This window comes from Saccharopolyspora hattusasensis, from assembly GCF_050972075.1.
Classification (GTDB): domain Bacteria; phylum Actinomycetota; class Actinomycetes; order Mycobacteriales; family Pseudonocardiaceae; genus Saccharopolyspora; species Saccharopolyspora hattusasensis.
Map to the genome: position 1 here is coordinate 7,359,235 of NZ_JBPCDC010000001.1, position 14,979 is coordinate 7,374,213.

Below are 14,979 nucleotides of genomic sequence, written 5' to 3' on the forward strand. Positions count from 1 at the left end.
TGGCCGAGACGGGGAGGTGAACGCCGTCCGGTCTCCGCCAGGCCCAGCGAGCTATTCTAGCTCACCGAGGTAAGCCACCGTCCTGAAAGCCAGTGGCACACTTCCGTCCTGGTGGTGCCCAGTGTGGAAGGCACGAATGGCCTCTTGGAGTTTAGTCCTCCGCCGTTCTTGGGACGGCTTCGGCGCGTAACCCGAGGAAAACGCGAACCGGAGAAGGCGTTGCTCATCGAAGAGGTGTTGCTCCAGCTTGCTGAAGCGATGAAAGCTGGTGCCTAGCATCCTGGGAACGATGAGCTGGTCGATGTCCTCGGCGTTGGGGCCAATCCGTGGCCCCATGTGGTGCTGCCAGAGCCGATCCCACGCCCGGTTGAGCCTGTTGTCGGCAGCACGGTTGTTCCACATCAGTAGGACCTTGCCCCCCGGAACCAGCACCCGGCGCCATTCCGCTGCCGTGAGTGGTTGAGCAAACCACTCGGCACACGATGCGGCAACGATGAAATCGACCGAGTGGTCTGGCAGCCCTGTCCTTTCGGCCGTCCCCGCCCGCACCTTAATGCCGTGGCGGGTAAGCAGCTTCTCGGCGACAGCACGCATAGATGGATCGGGCTCAACACCAATCAGCTCAACGGCAATCCGGGAGAAGGGCAGCGTCGACAACCCAGTCCCGCAGCCGACATCCACGAGCACACCTACCGCCGGGCCAGCGTGTTCCACCACGAAGTCCAGGACACGAGGGGAATAGGCCGGCCGGGACTGGCCGTAAAGCTCTGCCCTGGATTCCGGCGAAATCCCGCCCAGCGTCATGCCCTCTCGCCCAGGTGCGTGCGCCGCCCGAATGCCGCCATATACAGGGGGCCTGTGCTCGCGTCGTCGACACCGAGGAGCGCGCAGAAAGCTGCATCGTTGATCGCCGGAGTCTGGAATGTCTGCAAGCCCAACCCGGTTCCAACAGTCAGCGCAGTCTGCATGAAGGCGCCGCACTCCATGTACGCCCATCTGTACGCGCGAGACGTGCGGTATTTCCACATGTACTGGAGCCAGTCCGCACAAACGACTAGCACCATGGGAGCCCCGTCGGCGTAGGTCTGCTGCCACAGCAGCTCTGACCATTCATCGATTGCCGCAGAGTCTCGGTGTACCAGTGTCTTGCCGACCGGATCGTACTGGTACGTCGCGAAATCCCGCCGAACCTCGGGCGGTGCGCCATCTCCCGAGAATAGCGCGAATGCGACGAATGGCGCCCCGCGACTGTAAGTCTGCGCTGTGTACAGAGTCGGGTCGTCGGCGGGCGACTGAGGTGCAAACGACCAGTCGAGCACCGTCGCGACATCGGCAAGATCGATGGACGTATCCCGGAAATGACGGCTGGTTCGCCGCCGAGCCTGCACGGCGTCAAGCGCCTCGGTCAAGGGCTTCGGAGCGGGTAGCTCGACCGTTTCGCCATCAGGAACGGGGCAGCGAGAAGGCGGTGGCGTCTCGGGATCCAGGCGCCGGTCGACGAAATAGCGCGTCATGACCTTCGGGTTGCCGGTATAGTCATGAACCCACATCGCGTCGTGTGTCGCCAGATGCAGATCGAGAGCATCCGGCCACGCCACGTCCAGCCAGCGTTCCTCGGCAGCAGCTAAATCATGTGGTTCGGTGCTGTAGACCCCGTAATTCTGCAAACCGGTCACGAGGTCTCTTGCGTCAGGCAGGTCGATGTTGAGCAGCCTCGCCAGACGCCCCACCTCGTCATCGAACAGGGTCTTCGTCGGGGCGGTAGCGAGCGCAGAGGCAAGAACGGGCGAGCCAGTCACAAACGATTCGCGCTGGCTACCCTCGCCCCAGGCGATTTCGAACGTCGTGGCATCGTCGTGGTGCGGCCGAACACACAAGGTCCGTGCCAAGTACAAAGTTACGTCCGACATCAGCGGATCCCTCCGTACCCGAGCCCCAACGCATACACCGGGCCTTCAGCGCAGTCGTCGTCGATAGCCAGGATCTGGCGGAGCATCCGGTCATTGATTGACGGGCAGTGGTAGACGTTGAGGCCGTGCCCGATCATGGCAAGGTTGATCGCTTGCACGATGTGTCCGACTTCTAACATCAGCATCCGGTAGGACCGGTCGTACCGATACTTCCAGCTATGGCGGAGCCACCGACAAGTCAGAACGACCACAGCCCCAGCGGTCAAGATCCCGCCCTTCCCGAAGCAGGCTGTGTCGATCTGTTCTGAGTCACCGTGATCGGAAACTGCAATCAGTTGTGCCGCAATAGGATCGAAGTAGTACACACCAGTTGACAGATCATCGAGTCCCTTAGATACCACATAGGCTTCGAAGGGGTGCCGGGATCCTCCGGACGGGTAGCTTCGCAGGTGGTGCTCGCCAAGCAAGCCGCCAACCTTTCGCTGCACGCCAAACGCTTTTCGAAGAGGCGGCATGATGTCCGCGTATGTCGCGCGCCGGCCTTCAAATCGGTTGATCGGCTCTGCTTTAGCAAGTACGTCGTCAAGCGTGGCTGACGACGTTTCGTCGGCACCTGGCCACGGCAACCGTTCCCCTTCGCGAGCCACAGCGGCGGGTGGCTGCACACCTGCCGAGTCCGTGTCTTCGACCATGCGACTGAAGTGCTCGGTGTAGCTGACACCATCAACTTCGTCAGGTATGAACCGCAGACCGAACGTTGCGAGATGGAAGTCGGCCGCATCACGCCAGCCGAACTTTCCCCACTCGGCGAGATGGGTTCGGTTGCCCTCACAGGCACCTTCCGGCACAAGCACCTGGGCGGAAACCATGTTCTCGACGAACTGGCGACCGTGCTCCTCACGTAAACCTGCCGCTTTACTTACTGAGCTGACAAGTGAGGTTCCCCCGGGGTAGTGGACACCACGTTGGCAGGATTGGTTCCTGCTGGAAGGATGTCCTCATGCCACCTCGTAAGCGTCGGTCGTTCACGGCCGAGTACAAGGTCGAGGCTGCGCATCGTGTGATCGATTCCGGCCGCACGATCGCTGAAGTGGCTCGTGAGTTGGGTCTCAACGACGGGTTGCTGAGTAACTGGGTCAAGGATGAGCGGCGCAGGATCGCCGCGGCCGAGGCTCACGGCGAAAAGCCTTTGGAGGCTGCGGAACGCGCCGAGTTGCTACGGTTGCGTAGACAGGTCGCCGAGCTGGAGAAGGACAACGCGTTCCTGGTAAAAGCCTCGGCGTACTTTGCCGCGATGCAGAAGAAACCGAACGGTTCGATCTGATGGTGAAGTACGCCGGCCCCGACACGCTCGCCGAGACCGGCACCGACACCGACGGCAGTGAAGACGCCGCCGGGCCGTTCTCGGTGCGTCGTATGGCGCGACTTCTGGACGTGTCCGCGTCGGGCTACTACGCGTATGTCAAACGCGCGGCGGCGCGGAGGTTGACACCACGCAAGCAGCGCCGGGCTGACCTCGAAGTGAAAATCACCGAAGTACACAAAGAATCCGGCGGCACCTATGGGTCACCCCGCATCACCGCCGAACTGCGTGCGCGGGGCGAGGTGGTCAGCGAGAAGACCGTCGCCAAGATCATGGCCGGCATCGGGATCGAGGGCATCAGCCCGCGCACGTTCAAGGTGAAAACCACCGTGGCCGACCCGAAGGCGTCGTTCCCGCCGGACCTCGTCGATCGGGAATTCGACCAGGGCCGCGTGGACGCGGTGTGGCTGACCGATATCACCTACCTGTCCTGCGGTGAGAGTGAGATGTATCTGTGCGCGGTCCGGGACGGGCATTCCCGGAAGGTGCTCGGCTACACCATCTCCGAGCACATCGGCTCGGAGATGGTCACCGAGGCCATCGACGCCGCCGTCGCTACCCGGGGCGGCCGGTGCCGTGGCACGATCCTGCATTCCGATCGTGGCGGTGAGTACACCGGTCATCTAACGGTGAAAGCGTGTTTCCGGCACGGGCTGCGCCGGTCGATGGGCGCGACTGGGGTCTGCTGGGACAACAGCCCTGCGGAATCGTTCTGGTCCACGTTCAAACACGAGCACTACTACCGGCATACCTACGCCACACAGACGGAACTCGTTGTCGCAGTTGACAATTGGGTTCGCTTCTACAATGCTGTCCGGAGGCACTCCGCGATCGGGATGCTCAGTCCCGAGGACTACGAGAGCTCACTCCGAGCAACTGCCTGAATCCCCGTAAACCCCCTGTCCACCGCTCGGGGGGAACCTCAAAGTTCGGAAACCCCAGCGGGGCTATGGCGGCCGAGGAGCCAGCCAACGATTGTTTGAGCGCCCGCGCCGTCAAGAGCCAAGTGGCCGCGCTGATCACCACAACCGGCATGTAATACGGTCCGCCCTTCGCCGTCCAAGCGCGTGATCTTCATCAGAGGAGACAGGACGTACTTCGTCACTACAGGCAGTCCTTCGTCAAATGGGGGTGGGGAGCACCTGACGTGCTCCCCACACAACCGGTCGAGTCAGTTGTTGGCCTGGATCCAGACCGGGCTGGATTGCGAGGTGCGGACGATCGAGATCGTCGCGTCCCCAGCGTGCGCGCTCCACTCGTAGTCTCGACGCAAGGCCGAGTCAGCGGGCGCGATCGCGAGATCTGCCTCACGGTTGATTGTGTTCGACATTTAGCTTGCCTCCTAACTCTTTTCGTCGGGTGCTAGCAGCGCTCCATCATGGTCAACAGTGCGGACCGTATCTACCCGACCACGTAAAGTTCCCCCATCTGCTGCAATTGGCGGCGCTTGGACCATCGGAACGAAAACTAGCGCTAAGCCTTGAAGTAGCTGGTCAGCGAGCTGCGTGCGCACCGCCTCGAAGATTATTTGTGATCCGCGGCACAAGGACGGCCGCCGACCGTCCGGGCGGATTTGGTCGACTGGCGATGATCTGGCCCGCGGTTTGGCTATTCGGTTTCCGGGGGCTGCTGGGCGGCTTCATCGCACAGGGTGGCTGGATCCAGACCTGGCACCATGCAACGGGAATCCACTCGCCGGGCTGTACCTCGATCACCCGCGCATACCCGTCGTCGATGCCGGGGATGTGCACGGTGGTTCCGGTGATGTCCGGCCACCAGTCGAACAGCACGTCCTCGACCAGCCGTTCCAGGAAATCCTGGGAAAGCTGAACGGAAATCAAAGCGTGCTCCTTGCGGAAAGGGCCCGGCCGGCGACACGTCGTCGAAGTCATGGCTGTTCGGGGGTACAGCGCGGCGACGTGTCGCCAGCCGGTAGCTCGGCTCCCGGGCCGGGGGAGTGCTGGGAGCCGAGCCAGATCATGGGGGGCAGGCGCAAGGCGTGACGAGGCTCGTCGGTCTCGTTGAACAGGGCCCGCCGTGCCGCGAGGTAGGGTTTGCACGGCGATTTCGGTCGCCGCCACTGGGTGGTGAACCAGGTCATCGCTTCGCGAGGGTGACCGAAGCGTGATGTGCGGGCGCCGCTGCGGAGTTCCTCGTATGCGGGGTTGTAGCGCGGTGGGCGGGGATTGAGCGCGTAGTCGGCGTCGACGGCAGCAGGCAGGTAGGCCAGGGCGATGACGCGCGCCTGTGCGGCCTTCCGGGTGTGCTGGTCGTCGTGGTTCGCGAGAGTACGGGCGTGCTCCTGGATTGCGTGTGGCATCGAATAGCAGGTGTGGTGATCGCGGACCATCCCGCTTGTCTGCAGGATCTCCAGTGCCGACTCGGTGGTGGCTCCGGAGGTGGTGTCGAGCATCGCGTCCGCGGCAGCGGTTGTGAAGTATCTGCTGGGGTGGTCGCCGAGCCTGCGGTATAGGCGCTTCGCTGGATCGGGCAGGGTCGCATAGGCATGTCGGTCACCTCATTCGGGGTGGTCCGGACTCGGTTGTGGAGCGTGCCGGTGTTGGTTGGCGCACGCGATTCTCCGTCCTGACACGTGCGCGTAGTAGCCATGGGTCAAAGACGATCACCGGCAACGGACGGGAGGTGATCACACGGCGGGAGGCTGACACGGACGGTCTCCCGCCAGGGAGATCGCGTCTGACCTCGCCGTATGACACCGATGCCCGCTGGGGCGGCAAACGTGACACCTTCTGGAACGGCTACAAGGTGCACTTCAGCGAGACCTGCCGGCGCCCCGGCACCCAGCCGGAGCCGGCCGATGCCGCCGTGCCACGACCCAACCTGATCACGAACGTGGCGACCACGGACGCGAGTGTCCCGGACGTGGCCATGACCGAACCGATCCACCAGGCACTGGATCGTCGTGGCCTGCTGCCCGGCGAGCACTACCTGGACTCCGGCTACCCCTCGGCCGAGCTGATCGTCAGTTCCGCGACCGATTTCGGTGTCACGTTGATCACTCCCGTGCTGGCCGACCACTCACCGCAGGCCCGGGCCGGCGCCGGGTTCGACCGCACCCGCTTCACCATCGATTTCGATCGCGAGCAGGCCACCTGCCCGCAAGGCCAGACCAGCTCCACCTGGAACCCGGCCACCCAGCGCGGCACCGACACGATCGTGATCACTTTCGCGACCGCGACCTGCGGGCCCTGTCCGGTTCGCGAGCAGTGCACCACCTCCCGGACCCGGCGCCGGCAGATCACCGTGCATCCGCGGGCCGTCCACGAGGCCCAACGCGCTGCCCGCGCCGACCAGGAAACCAAGGACTGGCAGGCCGAATACGCGCTGCGGGCCGGGGTCGAGGGCACCATCCGCCAAGGCATCGCGGTCACCGACCTGCGCCACGCCCGTTACCGCGGACTGGCCAAAACCCACCTGCAACACGTGTTCTCCGCGGTCGCACTCAACCTGATCCGCCTAGATGCCTGGTGGAACGGCCACCCACTCGACCGAACCCGCACCAGCCATCTCACCCGCCTTGAACACGCCCTCGCAGCATGATCAGGAATTAACCAGCAGAGTCCGCGACCACCCCAAAACACAACCCAAACACAACCCAAACACCAAGATCACGACTCACCAGCCCACAACACGCTTATTTTGGGTCTAGATACCGGTGTCGTGGGTTTCTCCTCGTCGGTGGCCCAGTCGGCGAGTTCTGGCATGACTTTATCGTTGATGTGCAAGCCGATGCCGGGTTCAGTGGGGAATTCGGGGTGGCCGTTGATGACGGCGGGTTCGCCGAGGAAGAGCGGTTCGACGCGTTGGTCGACTCCCCAGTAGGACGGGTTGGTGAGGTGTTCGATCCAGGTGCAGTTGGGCTGGGACAGGACGACGTGCAGGGTGGCGGCGGAGTAGACGTGGGGGATGACGTCGATGCTGGCACCGGAGGCCATTTGGCACACCCGCCGCAGTTCGGTGATGCCGCCCACCCGGTGCACATCGGGCTGGAGCACGTCGGCCGCGCCGGTGTCGATTAGGTGCTGGAAGCCGTAGCGGGTGAATTCGTGCTCCCCGGTGGCGATAGGCACCAGACCGAGGCCGCGGAGCGCGGCGTGGCCTTCGACGTCGTCGGGGATGAGTGGTTCTTCGACCCAGCGCAGGTCGAACTCGGCCACGCCGCGCAGCATGTCGGTGGCGAACGCACGGTCCCAGCCCATGTAGGCGTCGCTCATCAGCTCGATGTCGTCGCCGATTTCGTCGCGGATGGCCTCGATGTAGCGGAGGTTGGCGAGCAGGCCGCGGCGGCCGTCGGCGGGTCCGTAGGGCCAGTTCGCCTTGACCCCGGTGTAGCCGCGTTCGGTGTAGTCGCGGGCCATGCGGCGGACCTCGCTGAGGTCATCGTCTGGTTGGACCTTGCTGGCGTAGGCGCGAACGGTCTTGCCGTGGTACCCGCCGAGCAACTGGTACACCGGCTGGCCGAGGGTTTTGCCGAGCGCGTCCCAGATAGCGATGTCGATCGCGCTGATCGCTTCGATCGCGGCGCCTTTGCGTCCGTACACAATGGACGATCGGTAGAGCTGTTCCCAGATTTGTTCGGTGGCGCGTGCGTCGAGTCCGGTCGCGATGCGTCCGAGATGGTCGGTGACCATGGTGGTCGCCGCGCCGATCCCGTCCTCGGCGTAGCCGATACCGGTCGTGCCGTCGGCGAGGGTGACGCGTACGGCGACGATGCCCTGTGGCCAGGTGTACCAGGACCATCCGTTGCCGCGCTGCGGGAACTGGCTCATCGGGTTGGGGCCGCGGACGCTTTTCTGCTGCTGCCAGAAGTTGCCCCACATTGACCGGGCGACATGTCGTGCTTCGACTCGGGTGATCTCCATCGATTTCCTCTGCGCAACGCTGGGGTCTGACTCTGACGCGTTGACATGTTAACCCGATCGGCCTACATTTTGCACATAGTTCATCGGCATTGCAATATTTGCAACGGGAGTTGATTGTGGGCATCGGATCAATGCGTGCTGTGTCCTGGGCCGGTGTCGATCGACTCGAACAGCGGGTGGTCCCGATCCCCGGGCTCGGCCCCGGCGAAGTTCTGATCAAGATCTCGCGGGTGGGCATTTGCGGCTCGGACTTGGCGATCTTCCGGGGGCAGCACGCGCGTGCCCAACCCGGAGTGATCATCGGTCATGAGTTTTGCGGAACCGTTGCCGACTCGAACGCCCCGGGTGCGCCACCGGTAGGGAGCCAGGTCGCAGTGCGGCCGCTGATCGTCTGTGCCGATCGTGGAACGGTTCCGATGTGCCGGGCCTGCGCCTCCGGGAACTCCCACGTGTGCGCAGCGCTCGGGTTGTACGGGGTGGACGAGCCGGGCGGGCTGGCCGAGTACGTCGCGGTGCGCGCCGACGCCCTCCAGCTGGTGAGTCCGGACGTTGCGCCGGAACTGACTGCACTGGCTGAACCGCTCGCAGTTGCGGTGCACGCGGTGTCGCGGTCGGGGTTGCGGTCAGGCGATTCCGTCGCGGTTTACGGTGCGGGGCCGATCGGTTTGCTCACTGCGTTGGTAGCCCGGTATCGCGGAGCCGGCGATGTCGTGCTTGTCGAGCCGAACACCTGGCGGCGTGGCGTCGCGGAACGGTATGGGTTCACCGTCTTGCCTTTCGGAGCGGAAACACCCGCCGAGATCCGCAGGCGGAGCGCCGGCAACGGAGCGGACATCGTTTTCGACTCCGCGGGGCATCCTGCGGTGGCGTTGCAGCTGACCGAGACCGCGAGGATCCAGGGGACGATCATGATCGTCGGTGTCTACAAGTCGCCGCCGGCGGTGGATCTGCGCACGGTCAACTTCGCAGAGCACCACGTGATCGGCACCCGGGTGTATGGGCGCGCGGACTTCGCGGCCGCCACCGAGTTGATCGAAACCGACGCGCTGTCGTTGCCGGACCTGCCGACCACGACCTTCCCGCTGGATGCCGCAACCGACGCGTTCGCCGCGGCGGCCCGAGGTGAGGGTTGCGTGAAGGTCCTCATCGACCCATCGCAGAACAGGGGAATTGCATGACGAATACCGCACCAGCGGGTGGGGCGTGGGTGATTGGCGGAGGTAGCGGCATTGGGCGCGCGATCGCACTCCGGCTGGCGCGCGACGGCTACCACGTGATTGTTTCCGGTCGACGCGAGGAGCACCTGGCCGAGACCGTCAAGGAGATCACCGAGGCTGGCGGGCACGCGGATCCGGTCCCGGTCGACGTCACCGAGGACGACTCGGTGACCACCGCGCACCGGACCGTCGAAGAACGGGTGGGAACACTCGAGGTTCTGGTGTGCTCGGCGGGTACCAACGTGACGAATCGATGGTGGTCCCAGCTCAGCAGCAAGGACTTCAGCCGGGTCGTCGACACGAACCTGAACGCGGTGACCCGGTGCGTGCTGACGGTGCTGCCGGGATTCCGGACTGCCGGCTTCGGCCAGGTGATTGTGGTGTCGTCGTGGGCAGGATGGCGCTACATGTCTGCGGCCGGTGCCGCCTACAGCGCCAGCAAGACTGCGCTCGGTGCGCTGGTGGAAACGCTCAACGACCAGGAAGGCCGCCACGGTATCCGGGCCACGCACCTGTGCCCGGGCGAGGTCGACACGCCGATCCTGCGGACCAGGCCGGTCCCGCCGCCGACGGAGGAGGTCGAGCGCATGCTCTCGCCCGGCGACGTCGCCGAGGTGGTCGGTTCGGTCGTGGCCCTGCCCGCCAATGTCTGCGTCAATGAACTCGTCGTCACTCCGGTGTGGAACCGGATGTACGTAGACACCAGCGCTTACACCCCGACTGGAGCCTGACGATGCAGGTGGCCGTCACAGACGAGAACGTCTGGCCGTGGCTGCGCGGCAGCACCGCCCTGGCCAACCGGCCGATCGAATTGGAGTACCTTCCGGGAACGGATCGCGCAGCTGTGCGCGACCGCCTGTCCGGCGCGACTGCCTATGTAGGGGTGTTCTTCGACGCTGAACTGGCCCGCGCGGTTGGACCGGACTTCCGGTTCCTACAGGTCACTGCGGCCGGAACCGACCACATCGCGATCGACGAACTCCCCACCTCGGTCGCCGTGTGCAATGCCTACGGGCACGGCCGTTCGATCGCCGAGCACGTGCTGATGGTCCTGCTCGCAGCGCGCCGCCACCTGCTGTGGCGCGATGCGGAATTGCGCCAAGGTCGTTGGCGCACTCGGATGGTCGACCCGACCGCACCGGTGTTCCGCACCCTCCGGGGCAGCACGGTGGGGATCATCGGCTTCGGCCATATCGGACGGTCCATCGCGCAGCTGTGCTGGGCGGTGGGCATGCGGCCGATCGCGGTCCGGAAATCCGCGAGCAGCCGCGACGTCTCGGACCCGGACGCCGGGTGGGTGGCCGGCATGGACGCCCTCGGCGATCTGCTGGACGAATCCGACGTGCTCGTCGTGGCATGCCCGCTCACCGACGAAACCCGTGGACTCATCGCGGCATCCGAGCTCAAACGTCTCGGCTCGGCAGCGACCGTGGTCAACGTCGGGCGCGGCGCGGTGTTCAATGAGAGCGACCTGTACGACGCGCTGCGGCAAGGGACCATCGCCAATGCCGCACTCGACGTATGGACCACACCGGCTTCCGCGGACGTGGCCCCGCCTTCGCCGTTCCCTTTCGCCGAGCTGGACAACGTCGTCATGACGCCGCACTTTTCGGCCACGGCCGATGACACGTATTCGGAACGGGCGGAGGAGGTCGTCGAGAACCTCGTGCACCTGCTCGACGGAACCGCGCTGCGAAACGTGGTCCGGGAGGCATCGCCATGACCACAGCGGAGGAGCTGGATCTGGTCGCAGTTGGGGAAACCATGGTGATGGTTACACCCGAGCCCGGCGGACGCCTGAACACCCGCAGCAGTTTCATCCTGCGACCGGGTGGCGCGGAGTCCAACGTCGCCGCTCTGCTCGCGAAACTCGGACACCGCAGCGCGTGGGCCAGCGCCGTCGGAACGGATCCGCTCGGCGACATCATCATGGAGTCCCTGAACGGGCAGGGCGTCGACGTCGATCTCGTCCGCCGCGACGAACGCCGCCCCACCGCGGTGTACTTCAAGGACCCGACCCCGAGCGGGACCAAGGTCTACTACTACCGGACCGGTTCGGCGGCATCGGCGATGAACACCAGCGACGTTGCTGCATGGACCCAGCGACCGGCGCGCATCGTGCATATCTCGGGGATCACTGCGGCAATCTCGGCTGACGGAATGGACGTGGCCCGCCACGTCGTCTCCGACCGGCCGTTCGGCCCGGCCCTGGTCAGCTTCGACGTCAACCACCGACCGAACCTCTGGACGAACGGCGCCGCGGGACTCCGCGCACTCGCCCAACGCAGCGACATCGTGTTTGTCGGTCGGGACGAAGCCGAAGCTCTCTGGGGCACTTCCGACGTCGACAGTGTCCGGGACCTCCTCGACGAACCGACCTCCCTGATCGTCAAGGACGGTGCGACCGAAGCCGTGGCGTTCACCCCGGCCGGCGTGTTCCGCGAACCATCCATCCGGACCGATGTGGTCGATGCTGTCGGAGCTGGCGATGCGTTCGCCGCCGGATGGCTCAGCGGGCTGCTCGACGATCGTGACGAGGTCACCCGTCTCAGGCTTGGGCATTATGTGGCGTCGCGGGTTCTGGCCTCGCCCACCGACTTCGCCGAACTGCTTCCGGCGCGAGAGATCGTTGGAATGCTGGATAGCCTTTTCGACGAGCCGAACGGTGAAGCAGCCGACGATCCAAGGAGCGATGACCTATGTCGCAGACCGTAGCGCGCGCGATCGACATCATCGGATTCGTCTCGCGCCAGCATCGTTCCCTCGGAGAGATCGCCGAACACCTCGGAGTACACAAGTCCACGGCGCTGCGTCTGCTGCAGACGCTGGAGGAGGGCGGCTTCGTCCGCCGGGTCCCCGAGGGGTACGGCATGGGCTTTCAGCTCATCGCATTGGGCCAGCTGGCGCTGGACCAGGTCGAGGCCCGCTCGCTGGCGCACCCGGTCCTGCAGGAGCTCAGCGAACAATACGGGCACACCGTCCACCTCGGCGAACTGGTCGGTCACCAGATCGTCTACGTCGACAAGATCGACGGACGCGGCAGCGTCGCGATGGGCTCCCGGATCGGCCTGCCGGCGCTGGTGCACACCGCTGGTGTCGCGAAGATCATCACCGCCTACCAGGACCACGACACCCGAGCGCGCATCCTCGACGGCGCGACCTTCGACCGCTACACCCCCACGACCATCACCGACCGGGCCGACCTGGAAAAGGACCTTGATGCCACCCGAGACCGGGGCTGGGCCGAGGACAACGGGGAACGCGAGGACTACATCAACTGCATCGCCCTGCCCGTGTTCGACGCACGGGGCAAAGTTACGCACGGCATCTCCATCACGGCGCTGCGCGCGGTGGCGCCGCTGGAGGAGCTGCGAGGGCACATCGACCGATTCCGGGCAGCCGCACACCGAATCTCCAAGAGCCTGGGCTGGCGAGGAGACCAATATGGACACTGACACCTTCTTCAAGCGTCGTCTCGACCGCAACCCCGTGCTGGGGATCTTCCGCAACCTCAGCCCTGGGCAGACCGTGGCGATGTGCGAACGCGCCTGGGACTTCGGGGTCGAACTCGTCGAAGTCCCCGTGCAGTCACCCGACGCGCTTCCCGCGCTGCGCGCAGCACTCGCCGCCGCGAAGCCACGCGGCAAACCCATCGGCGCGGGCACAGTCACCGCAGTGGATCAACTGGCCGCAGTCCATGACTTGGGCGTGGAATTCACGGTGGCCCCCGGGACACACCCCGACGTCATCGCCGAATCACGACGGCGCGGCCTGCCGCACCTGCCCGGCGTCGCCACCGCCACCGAGATCTCTACCGCGCTCGCAGGCGGTCTCACCTGGCTGAAAGCTTTCCCCGCCGCACAACTCGGCCCGGACTGGATTTCCGCCCAGCTCGCACCGTTTCCCGACATCAGGTTCGTCGCGACCGGGGGAGTCGATGCATCCAACGCGGCCCGCTTCCTTGCCGCAGGATGTCGCGGAGTGGCAGTCGGATCCGCACTGTCCGATCCGGACGCCTTGCCGGAGCTCCGGCGCGCCCTAGCGAAAACGGAACGCTGAGGTTCACCGATCGATTCGAGGTGGAATTCTTGACACCGAAGAATTCCGCGAACTAGCATTGTGTTTAATACATCGACATTGCAACATTTGCAATGATTCTCTGTTGGGTGCCCCTATGTAGCGCCGAATCGTGCATTCAACGACGAACCGCAACGGCGATCAGAAAAGAGCCACCGTGACACCTTCGCCCACTTCCGCGGCTGCCCTCGACAGTCGCGGCACGAGACGAGTCGTCATCGCCAGTTCGATCGGAACGGTGATCGAATGGTACGACTTCGCCCTCTACGGAGCGGCATCCGCCCTGGTTTTCGGACCACTGTTCTTCCCGGAACAAAGCGCGATCGGTGGCGCGCTGGCCTCGTTCGCGGTCTTCGCCGTCGCGTTCTTCGTGCGACCGATCGGTGGCATGATCGCCGCTCACATTGGTGACCGAATCGGGCGGAAGCCCATTCTGATCTTCACCGTCACGCTCATGGGGGTGGCCACAGTGGCCGTCGGGCTGCTGCCCACCTACGAGGCGATCGGCATGTGGGCGCCGATACTGCTCGTGCTCACCCGCATGCTGCAGGGCATCGGCGCCGGAGCGGAGTTCGCCGGTGCTGTGACCGCAGTCGCCGAATACGCCCCACAGAACAAACGAGCTTTCTACACCTCCTTCGCTCAAGCCTCCGTGGGCCTGGCGTTCGTCCTGTCCACCGGATTCTTCGCGGTGCTGGCCGCGATCCCGCGGGATGCGCTGCTCAACGGGGCGTGGCGGATTCCGTTCCTCGCCAGCGTGGTGATCTTCGGCGTCGCGATCTTCATCCGGCGTCGCGTCGAAGAAACACCGGAATTCACCCAAGCCAAATCCGAAATCAGCAAGGCAACGACCGAACCGACGAAGATCCCGCTGCTGCAAGCGATCAAGGCAAGCCCACGAGAGCTGATCGTCGGCATCCTCTGCGGCTCCGGATTGAACGTCGCCGGCTACCTCGTCAACACGTTCTCGTTGAGCTACATCAAGACCACGCTGGAAATGTCGGCCACCGTCGCGACGCTTGGGGTCGTCGCAGCCACCGGATCGAGCGTCATCGCCGTTCCGTTGTTCGGCATCCTCGCCGACCGCATCGGCCGCTGGCCGGTCCTGCTCGGCGGCGCGATCTTCACCGCGATCTACATGCCGTTCTACTTCATGCTGCTCGATACCCGCCAGCCAGGCATCGTCGTGGCAGCAATGGTGATCGCCTACGGCGTTGGCCAAAGCGCCATGCTTGGCTCCCAAGGCGCATTCCTCTCGGAACTCTTCGAAACTCGCTATCGCTTTACCGCGATCGCGGCCTCGCGCGAAATCAATGTCATGGTCCTCGGCGGCACCACACCCTTCATCGCCACCGCTCTGGTCGGAGCAACGAACGGCTCGCCCTGGCCAGTGGTGCTCTTCGTCGTCGCCAGCCAGTTCCTGACCATCGTTTCGGTGCTCCTCGCACGCCGGGCACGTCGAATCCCCGGCACAGGTCCCTCGAACTCACCAGCGCGGGAAACTGAATCCCAGCCGCTGACCTGAGAAA

General features: G+C 64.7%; 17 protein-coding genes. 10 read left to right on the plus strand and 7 right to left on the minus strand.

What is annotated here, in order from left to right; all coding sequences use genetic code 11:
- Positions 1–51 precede the first annotated feature (51 nt).
- The 3 genes from ACRXBZ_RS35285 to ACRXBZ_RS35295 are packed head-to-tail and all read right to left on the minus strand — an operon-like array spanning position 52 to position 2,779.
- On the minus strand, positions 52–804 hold the full coding sequence (locus ACRXBZ_RS35285) for a class I SAM-dependent methyltransferase (protein WP_433882754.1): 753 nt from the start codon (positions 802–804) through the stop codon (positions 52–54).
- Entirely contained in the window at positions 801–1,910 is a 1,110-nt protein-coding gene (locus tag ACRXBZ_RS35290) for a nitroreductase family protein (RefSeq protein ID WP_433882755.1), read from the minus strand. The genes ACRXBZ_RS35285 and ACRXBZ_RS35290 overlap by 4 nt, the downstream gene beginning before the upstream one ends.
- Entirely contained in the window at positions 1,910–2,779 is an 870-nt protein-coding gene (locus tag ACRXBZ_RS35295) for a SagB/ThcOx family dehydrogenase (RefSeq protein WP_433882756.1), read from the minus strand. The genes ACRXBZ_RS35290 and ACRXBZ_RS35295 overlap by 1 nt, the downstream gene beginning before the upstream one ends.
- Positions 2,780–2,910: 131 nt before the next feature.
- Between ACRXBZ_RS35295 and ACRXBZ_RS35300 the strand changes: the two genes are divergently transcribed.
- Both ACRXBZ_RS35300 and ACRXBZ_RS35305 read left to right on the plus strand, forming a co-directional pair.
- Positions 2,911–3,234, plus strand: coding sequence for a transposase (locus tag ACRXBZ_RS35300; protein WP_433878664.1), 324 nt, complete (start codon positions 2,911–2,913; stop codon positions 3,232–3,234).
- Positions 3,234–4,157: an IS3 family transposase gene (locus ACRXBZ_RS35305; protein WP_433881664.1), complete on the plus strand. Its 924-nt coding sequence runs from the start codon at positions 3,234–3,236 to the stop codon at positions 4,155–4,157. Before ACRXBZ_RS35300 ends, ACRXBZ_RS35305 begins: the two co-directional genes overlap by 1 nt.
- A 287-nt stretch (positions 4,158–4,444) precedes the next feature.
- Here ACRXBZ_RS35305 and ACRXBZ_RS35310 read toward each other — a convergent pair whose 3' ends face one another.
- The 3 genes from ACRXBZ_RS35310 to ACRXBZ_RS35320 form a co-directional block, all read right to left on the minus strand.
- Complete coding sequence (locus ACRXBZ_RS35310) at positions 4,445–4,603, minus strand: hypothetical protein (RefSeq protein WP_433882757.1); 159 nt, start codon at positions 4,601–4,603, stop codon at positions 4,445–4,447.
- Between the two features lie 163 nt (positions 4,604–4,766).
- Positions 4,767–5,114, minus strand: a complete 348-nt coding sequence (locus tag ACRXBZ_RS35315) for a hypothetical protein (protein WP_433882758.1) — start codon at positions 5,112–5,114, stop codon at positions 4,767–4,769.
- Between the two features lie 47 nt (positions 5,115–5,161).
- Positions 5,162–5,686: a hypothetical protein gene (locus tag ACRXBZ_RS35320; RefSeq protein WP_433882759.1), complete on the minus strand. Its 525-nt coding sequence runs from the start codon at positions 5,684–5,686 to the stop codon at positions 5,162–5,164.
- 230 nt (positions 5,687–5,916) lie between these two features.
- Between ACRXBZ_RS35320 and ACRXBZ_RS35325 the strand changes: the two genes are divergently transcribed.
- Positions 5,917–6,834 carry a transposase gene (locus ACRXBZ_RS35325; RefSeq protein WP_433882760.1) on the plus strand — a complete coding sequence of 306 codons (918 nt, stop codon included), beginning with the start codon at positions 5,917–5,919 and terminating at the stop codon, positions 6,832–6,834.
- Positions 6,835–6,902: 68 nt separating this feature from the next.
- On the opposite strand, the gene ACRXBZ_RS35330 is transcribed toward ACRXBZ_RS35325, so the two are convergent.
- On the minus strand, positions 6,903–8,156 hold the full coding sequence (locus ACRXBZ_RS35330; protein ID WP_433882761.1) for an enolase C-terminal domain-like protein: 1,254 nt from the start codon (positions 8,154–8,156) through the stop codon (positions 6,903–6,905).
- 116 nt (positions 8,157–8,272) lie between these two features.
- Here ACRXBZ_RS35330 and ACRXBZ_RS35335 point away from each other — a divergent pair, with 116 nt between their 5' ends.
- The 7 genes from ACRXBZ_RS35335 (at position 8,273) to ACRXBZ_RS35365 (ending at position 14,975) form a co-directional block, all read left to right on the plus strand.
- Positions 8,273–9,334, plus strand: coding sequence for a zinc-dependent alcohol dehydrogenase (locus tag ACRXBZ_RS35335; RefSeq protein ID WP_433882762.1), 1,062 nt, complete (start codon positions 8,273–8,275; stop codon positions 9,332–9,334).
- Positions 9,331–10,104: an SDR family oxidoreductase gene (locus tag ACRXBZ_RS35340; protein WP_433882763.1), complete on the plus strand. Its 774-nt coding sequence runs from the start codon at positions 9,331–9,333 to the stop codon at positions 10,102–10,104. Before ACRXBZ_RS35335 ends, ACRXBZ_RS35340 begins: the two co-directional genes overlap by 4 nt.
- Positions 10,105–10,106: 2 nt before the next feature.
- Entirely contained in the window at positions 10,107–11,096 is a 990-nt protein-coding gene (locus tag ACRXBZ_RS35345; RefSeq protein WP_433882764.1) for a 2-hydroxyacid dehydrogenase, read from the plus strand.
- Positions 11,093–12,088, plus strand: coding sequence for a sugar kinase (locus ACRXBZ_RS35350; RefSeq protein ID WP_433882765.1), 996 nt, complete (start codon positions 11,093–11,095; stop codon positions 12,086–12,088). The genes ACRXBZ_RS35345 and ACRXBZ_RS35350 overlap by 4 nt, the downstream gene beginning before the upstream one ends.
- Positions 12,073–12,828, plus strand: coding sequence for an IclR family transcriptional regulator (locus tag ACRXBZ_RS35355; RefSeq protein WP_433882766.1), 756 nt, complete (start codon positions 12,073–12,075; stop codon positions 12,826–12,828). Before ACRXBZ_RS35350 ends, ACRXBZ_RS35355 begins: the two co-directional genes overlap by 16 nt.
- Positions 12,818–13,432: a bifunctional 4-hydroxy-2-oxoglutarate aldolase/2-dehydro-3-deoxy-phosphogluconate aldolase gene (locus tag ACRXBZ_RS35360; RefSeq protein ID WP_433882767.1), complete on the plus strand. Its 615-nt coding sequence runs from the start codon at positions 12,818–12,820 to the stop codon at positions 13,430–13,432. The genes ACRXBZ_RS35355 and ACRXBZ_RS35360 overlap by 11 nt, the downstream gene beginning before the upstream one ends.
- 175 nt (positions 13,433–13,607) lie before the next feature.
- The gene (locus tag ACRXBZ_RS35365; RefSeq protein WP_433882768.1) at positions 13,608–14,975 is read left to right on the plus strand and encodes an MFS transporter; all 1,368 of its coding nucleotides are present in this window, start codon (positions 13,608–13,610) and stop codon (positions 14,973–14,975) included.
- Positions 14,976–14,979 lie beyond the last annotated feature (4 nt).

Excerpts from the sequence above, each read along its gene's own strand:
- ACRXBZ_RS35295 (WP_433882756.1), bottom strand. The coding sequence starts at position 2,779 with ATGGTTTCCGCCCAGGTGCTTGTGCCGGAAGGTGCCTGTGAGGGCAAC.
- ACRXBZ_RS35355 (WP_433882766.1), top strand. The coding sequence starts at position 12,073 with ATGTCGCAGACCGTAGCGCGCGCGATCGACATCATCGGATTCGTCTCG.
- ACRXBZ_RS35310 (WP_433882757.1), bottom strand. The coding sequence starts at position 4,603 with ATGTCGAACACAATCAACCGTGAGGCAGATCTCGCGATCGCGCCCGCT.
- ACRXBZ_RS35300 (WP_433878664.1), top strand. The coding sequence starts at position 2,911 with ATGCCACCTCGTAAGCGTCGGTCGTTCACGGCCGAGTACAAGGTCGAG.
- ACRXBZ_RS35305 (WP_433881664.1), top strand. The coding sequence starts at position 3,234 with ATGGTGAAGTACGCCGGCCCCGACACGCTCGCCGAGACCGGCACCGAC.
- ACRXBZ_RS35360 (WP_433882767.1), top strand. The coding sequence starts at position 12,818 with ATGGACACTGACACCTTCTTCAAGCGTCGTCTCGACCGCAACCCCGTG.
- ACRXBZ_RS35345 (WP_433882764.1), top strand. The coding sequence starts at position 10,107 with ATGCAGGTGGCCGTCACAGACGAGAACGTCTGGCCGTGGCTGCGCGGC.
- ACRXBZ_RS35350 (WP_433882765.1), top strand. The coding sequence starts at position 11,093 with ATGACCACAGCGGAGGAGCTGGATCTGGTCGCAGTTGGGGAAACCATG.
- ACRXBZ_RS35290 (WP_433882755.1), bottom strand. The coding sequence starts at position 1,910 with ATGTCGGACGTAACTTTGTACTTGGCACGGACCTTGTGTGTTCGGCCG.
- ACRXBZ_RS35340 (WP_433882763.1), top strand. The coding sequence starts at position 9,331 with ATGACGAATACCGCACCAGCGGGTGGGGCGTGGGTGATTGGCGGAGGT.
- ACRXBZ_RS35285 (WP_433882754.1), bottom strand. The coding sequence starts at position 804 with ATGACGCTGGGCGGGATTTCGCCGGAATCCAGGGCAGAGCTTTACGGC.
- ACRXBZ_RS35320 (WP_433882759.1), bottom strand. The coding sequence starts at position 5,686 with ATGCTCGACACCACCTCCGGAGCCACCACCGAGTCGGCACTGGAGATC.
- ACRXBZ_RS35330 (WP_433882761.1), bottom strand. The coding sequence starts at position 8,156 with ATGGAGATCACCCGAGTCGAAGCACGACATGTCGCCCGGTCAATGTGG.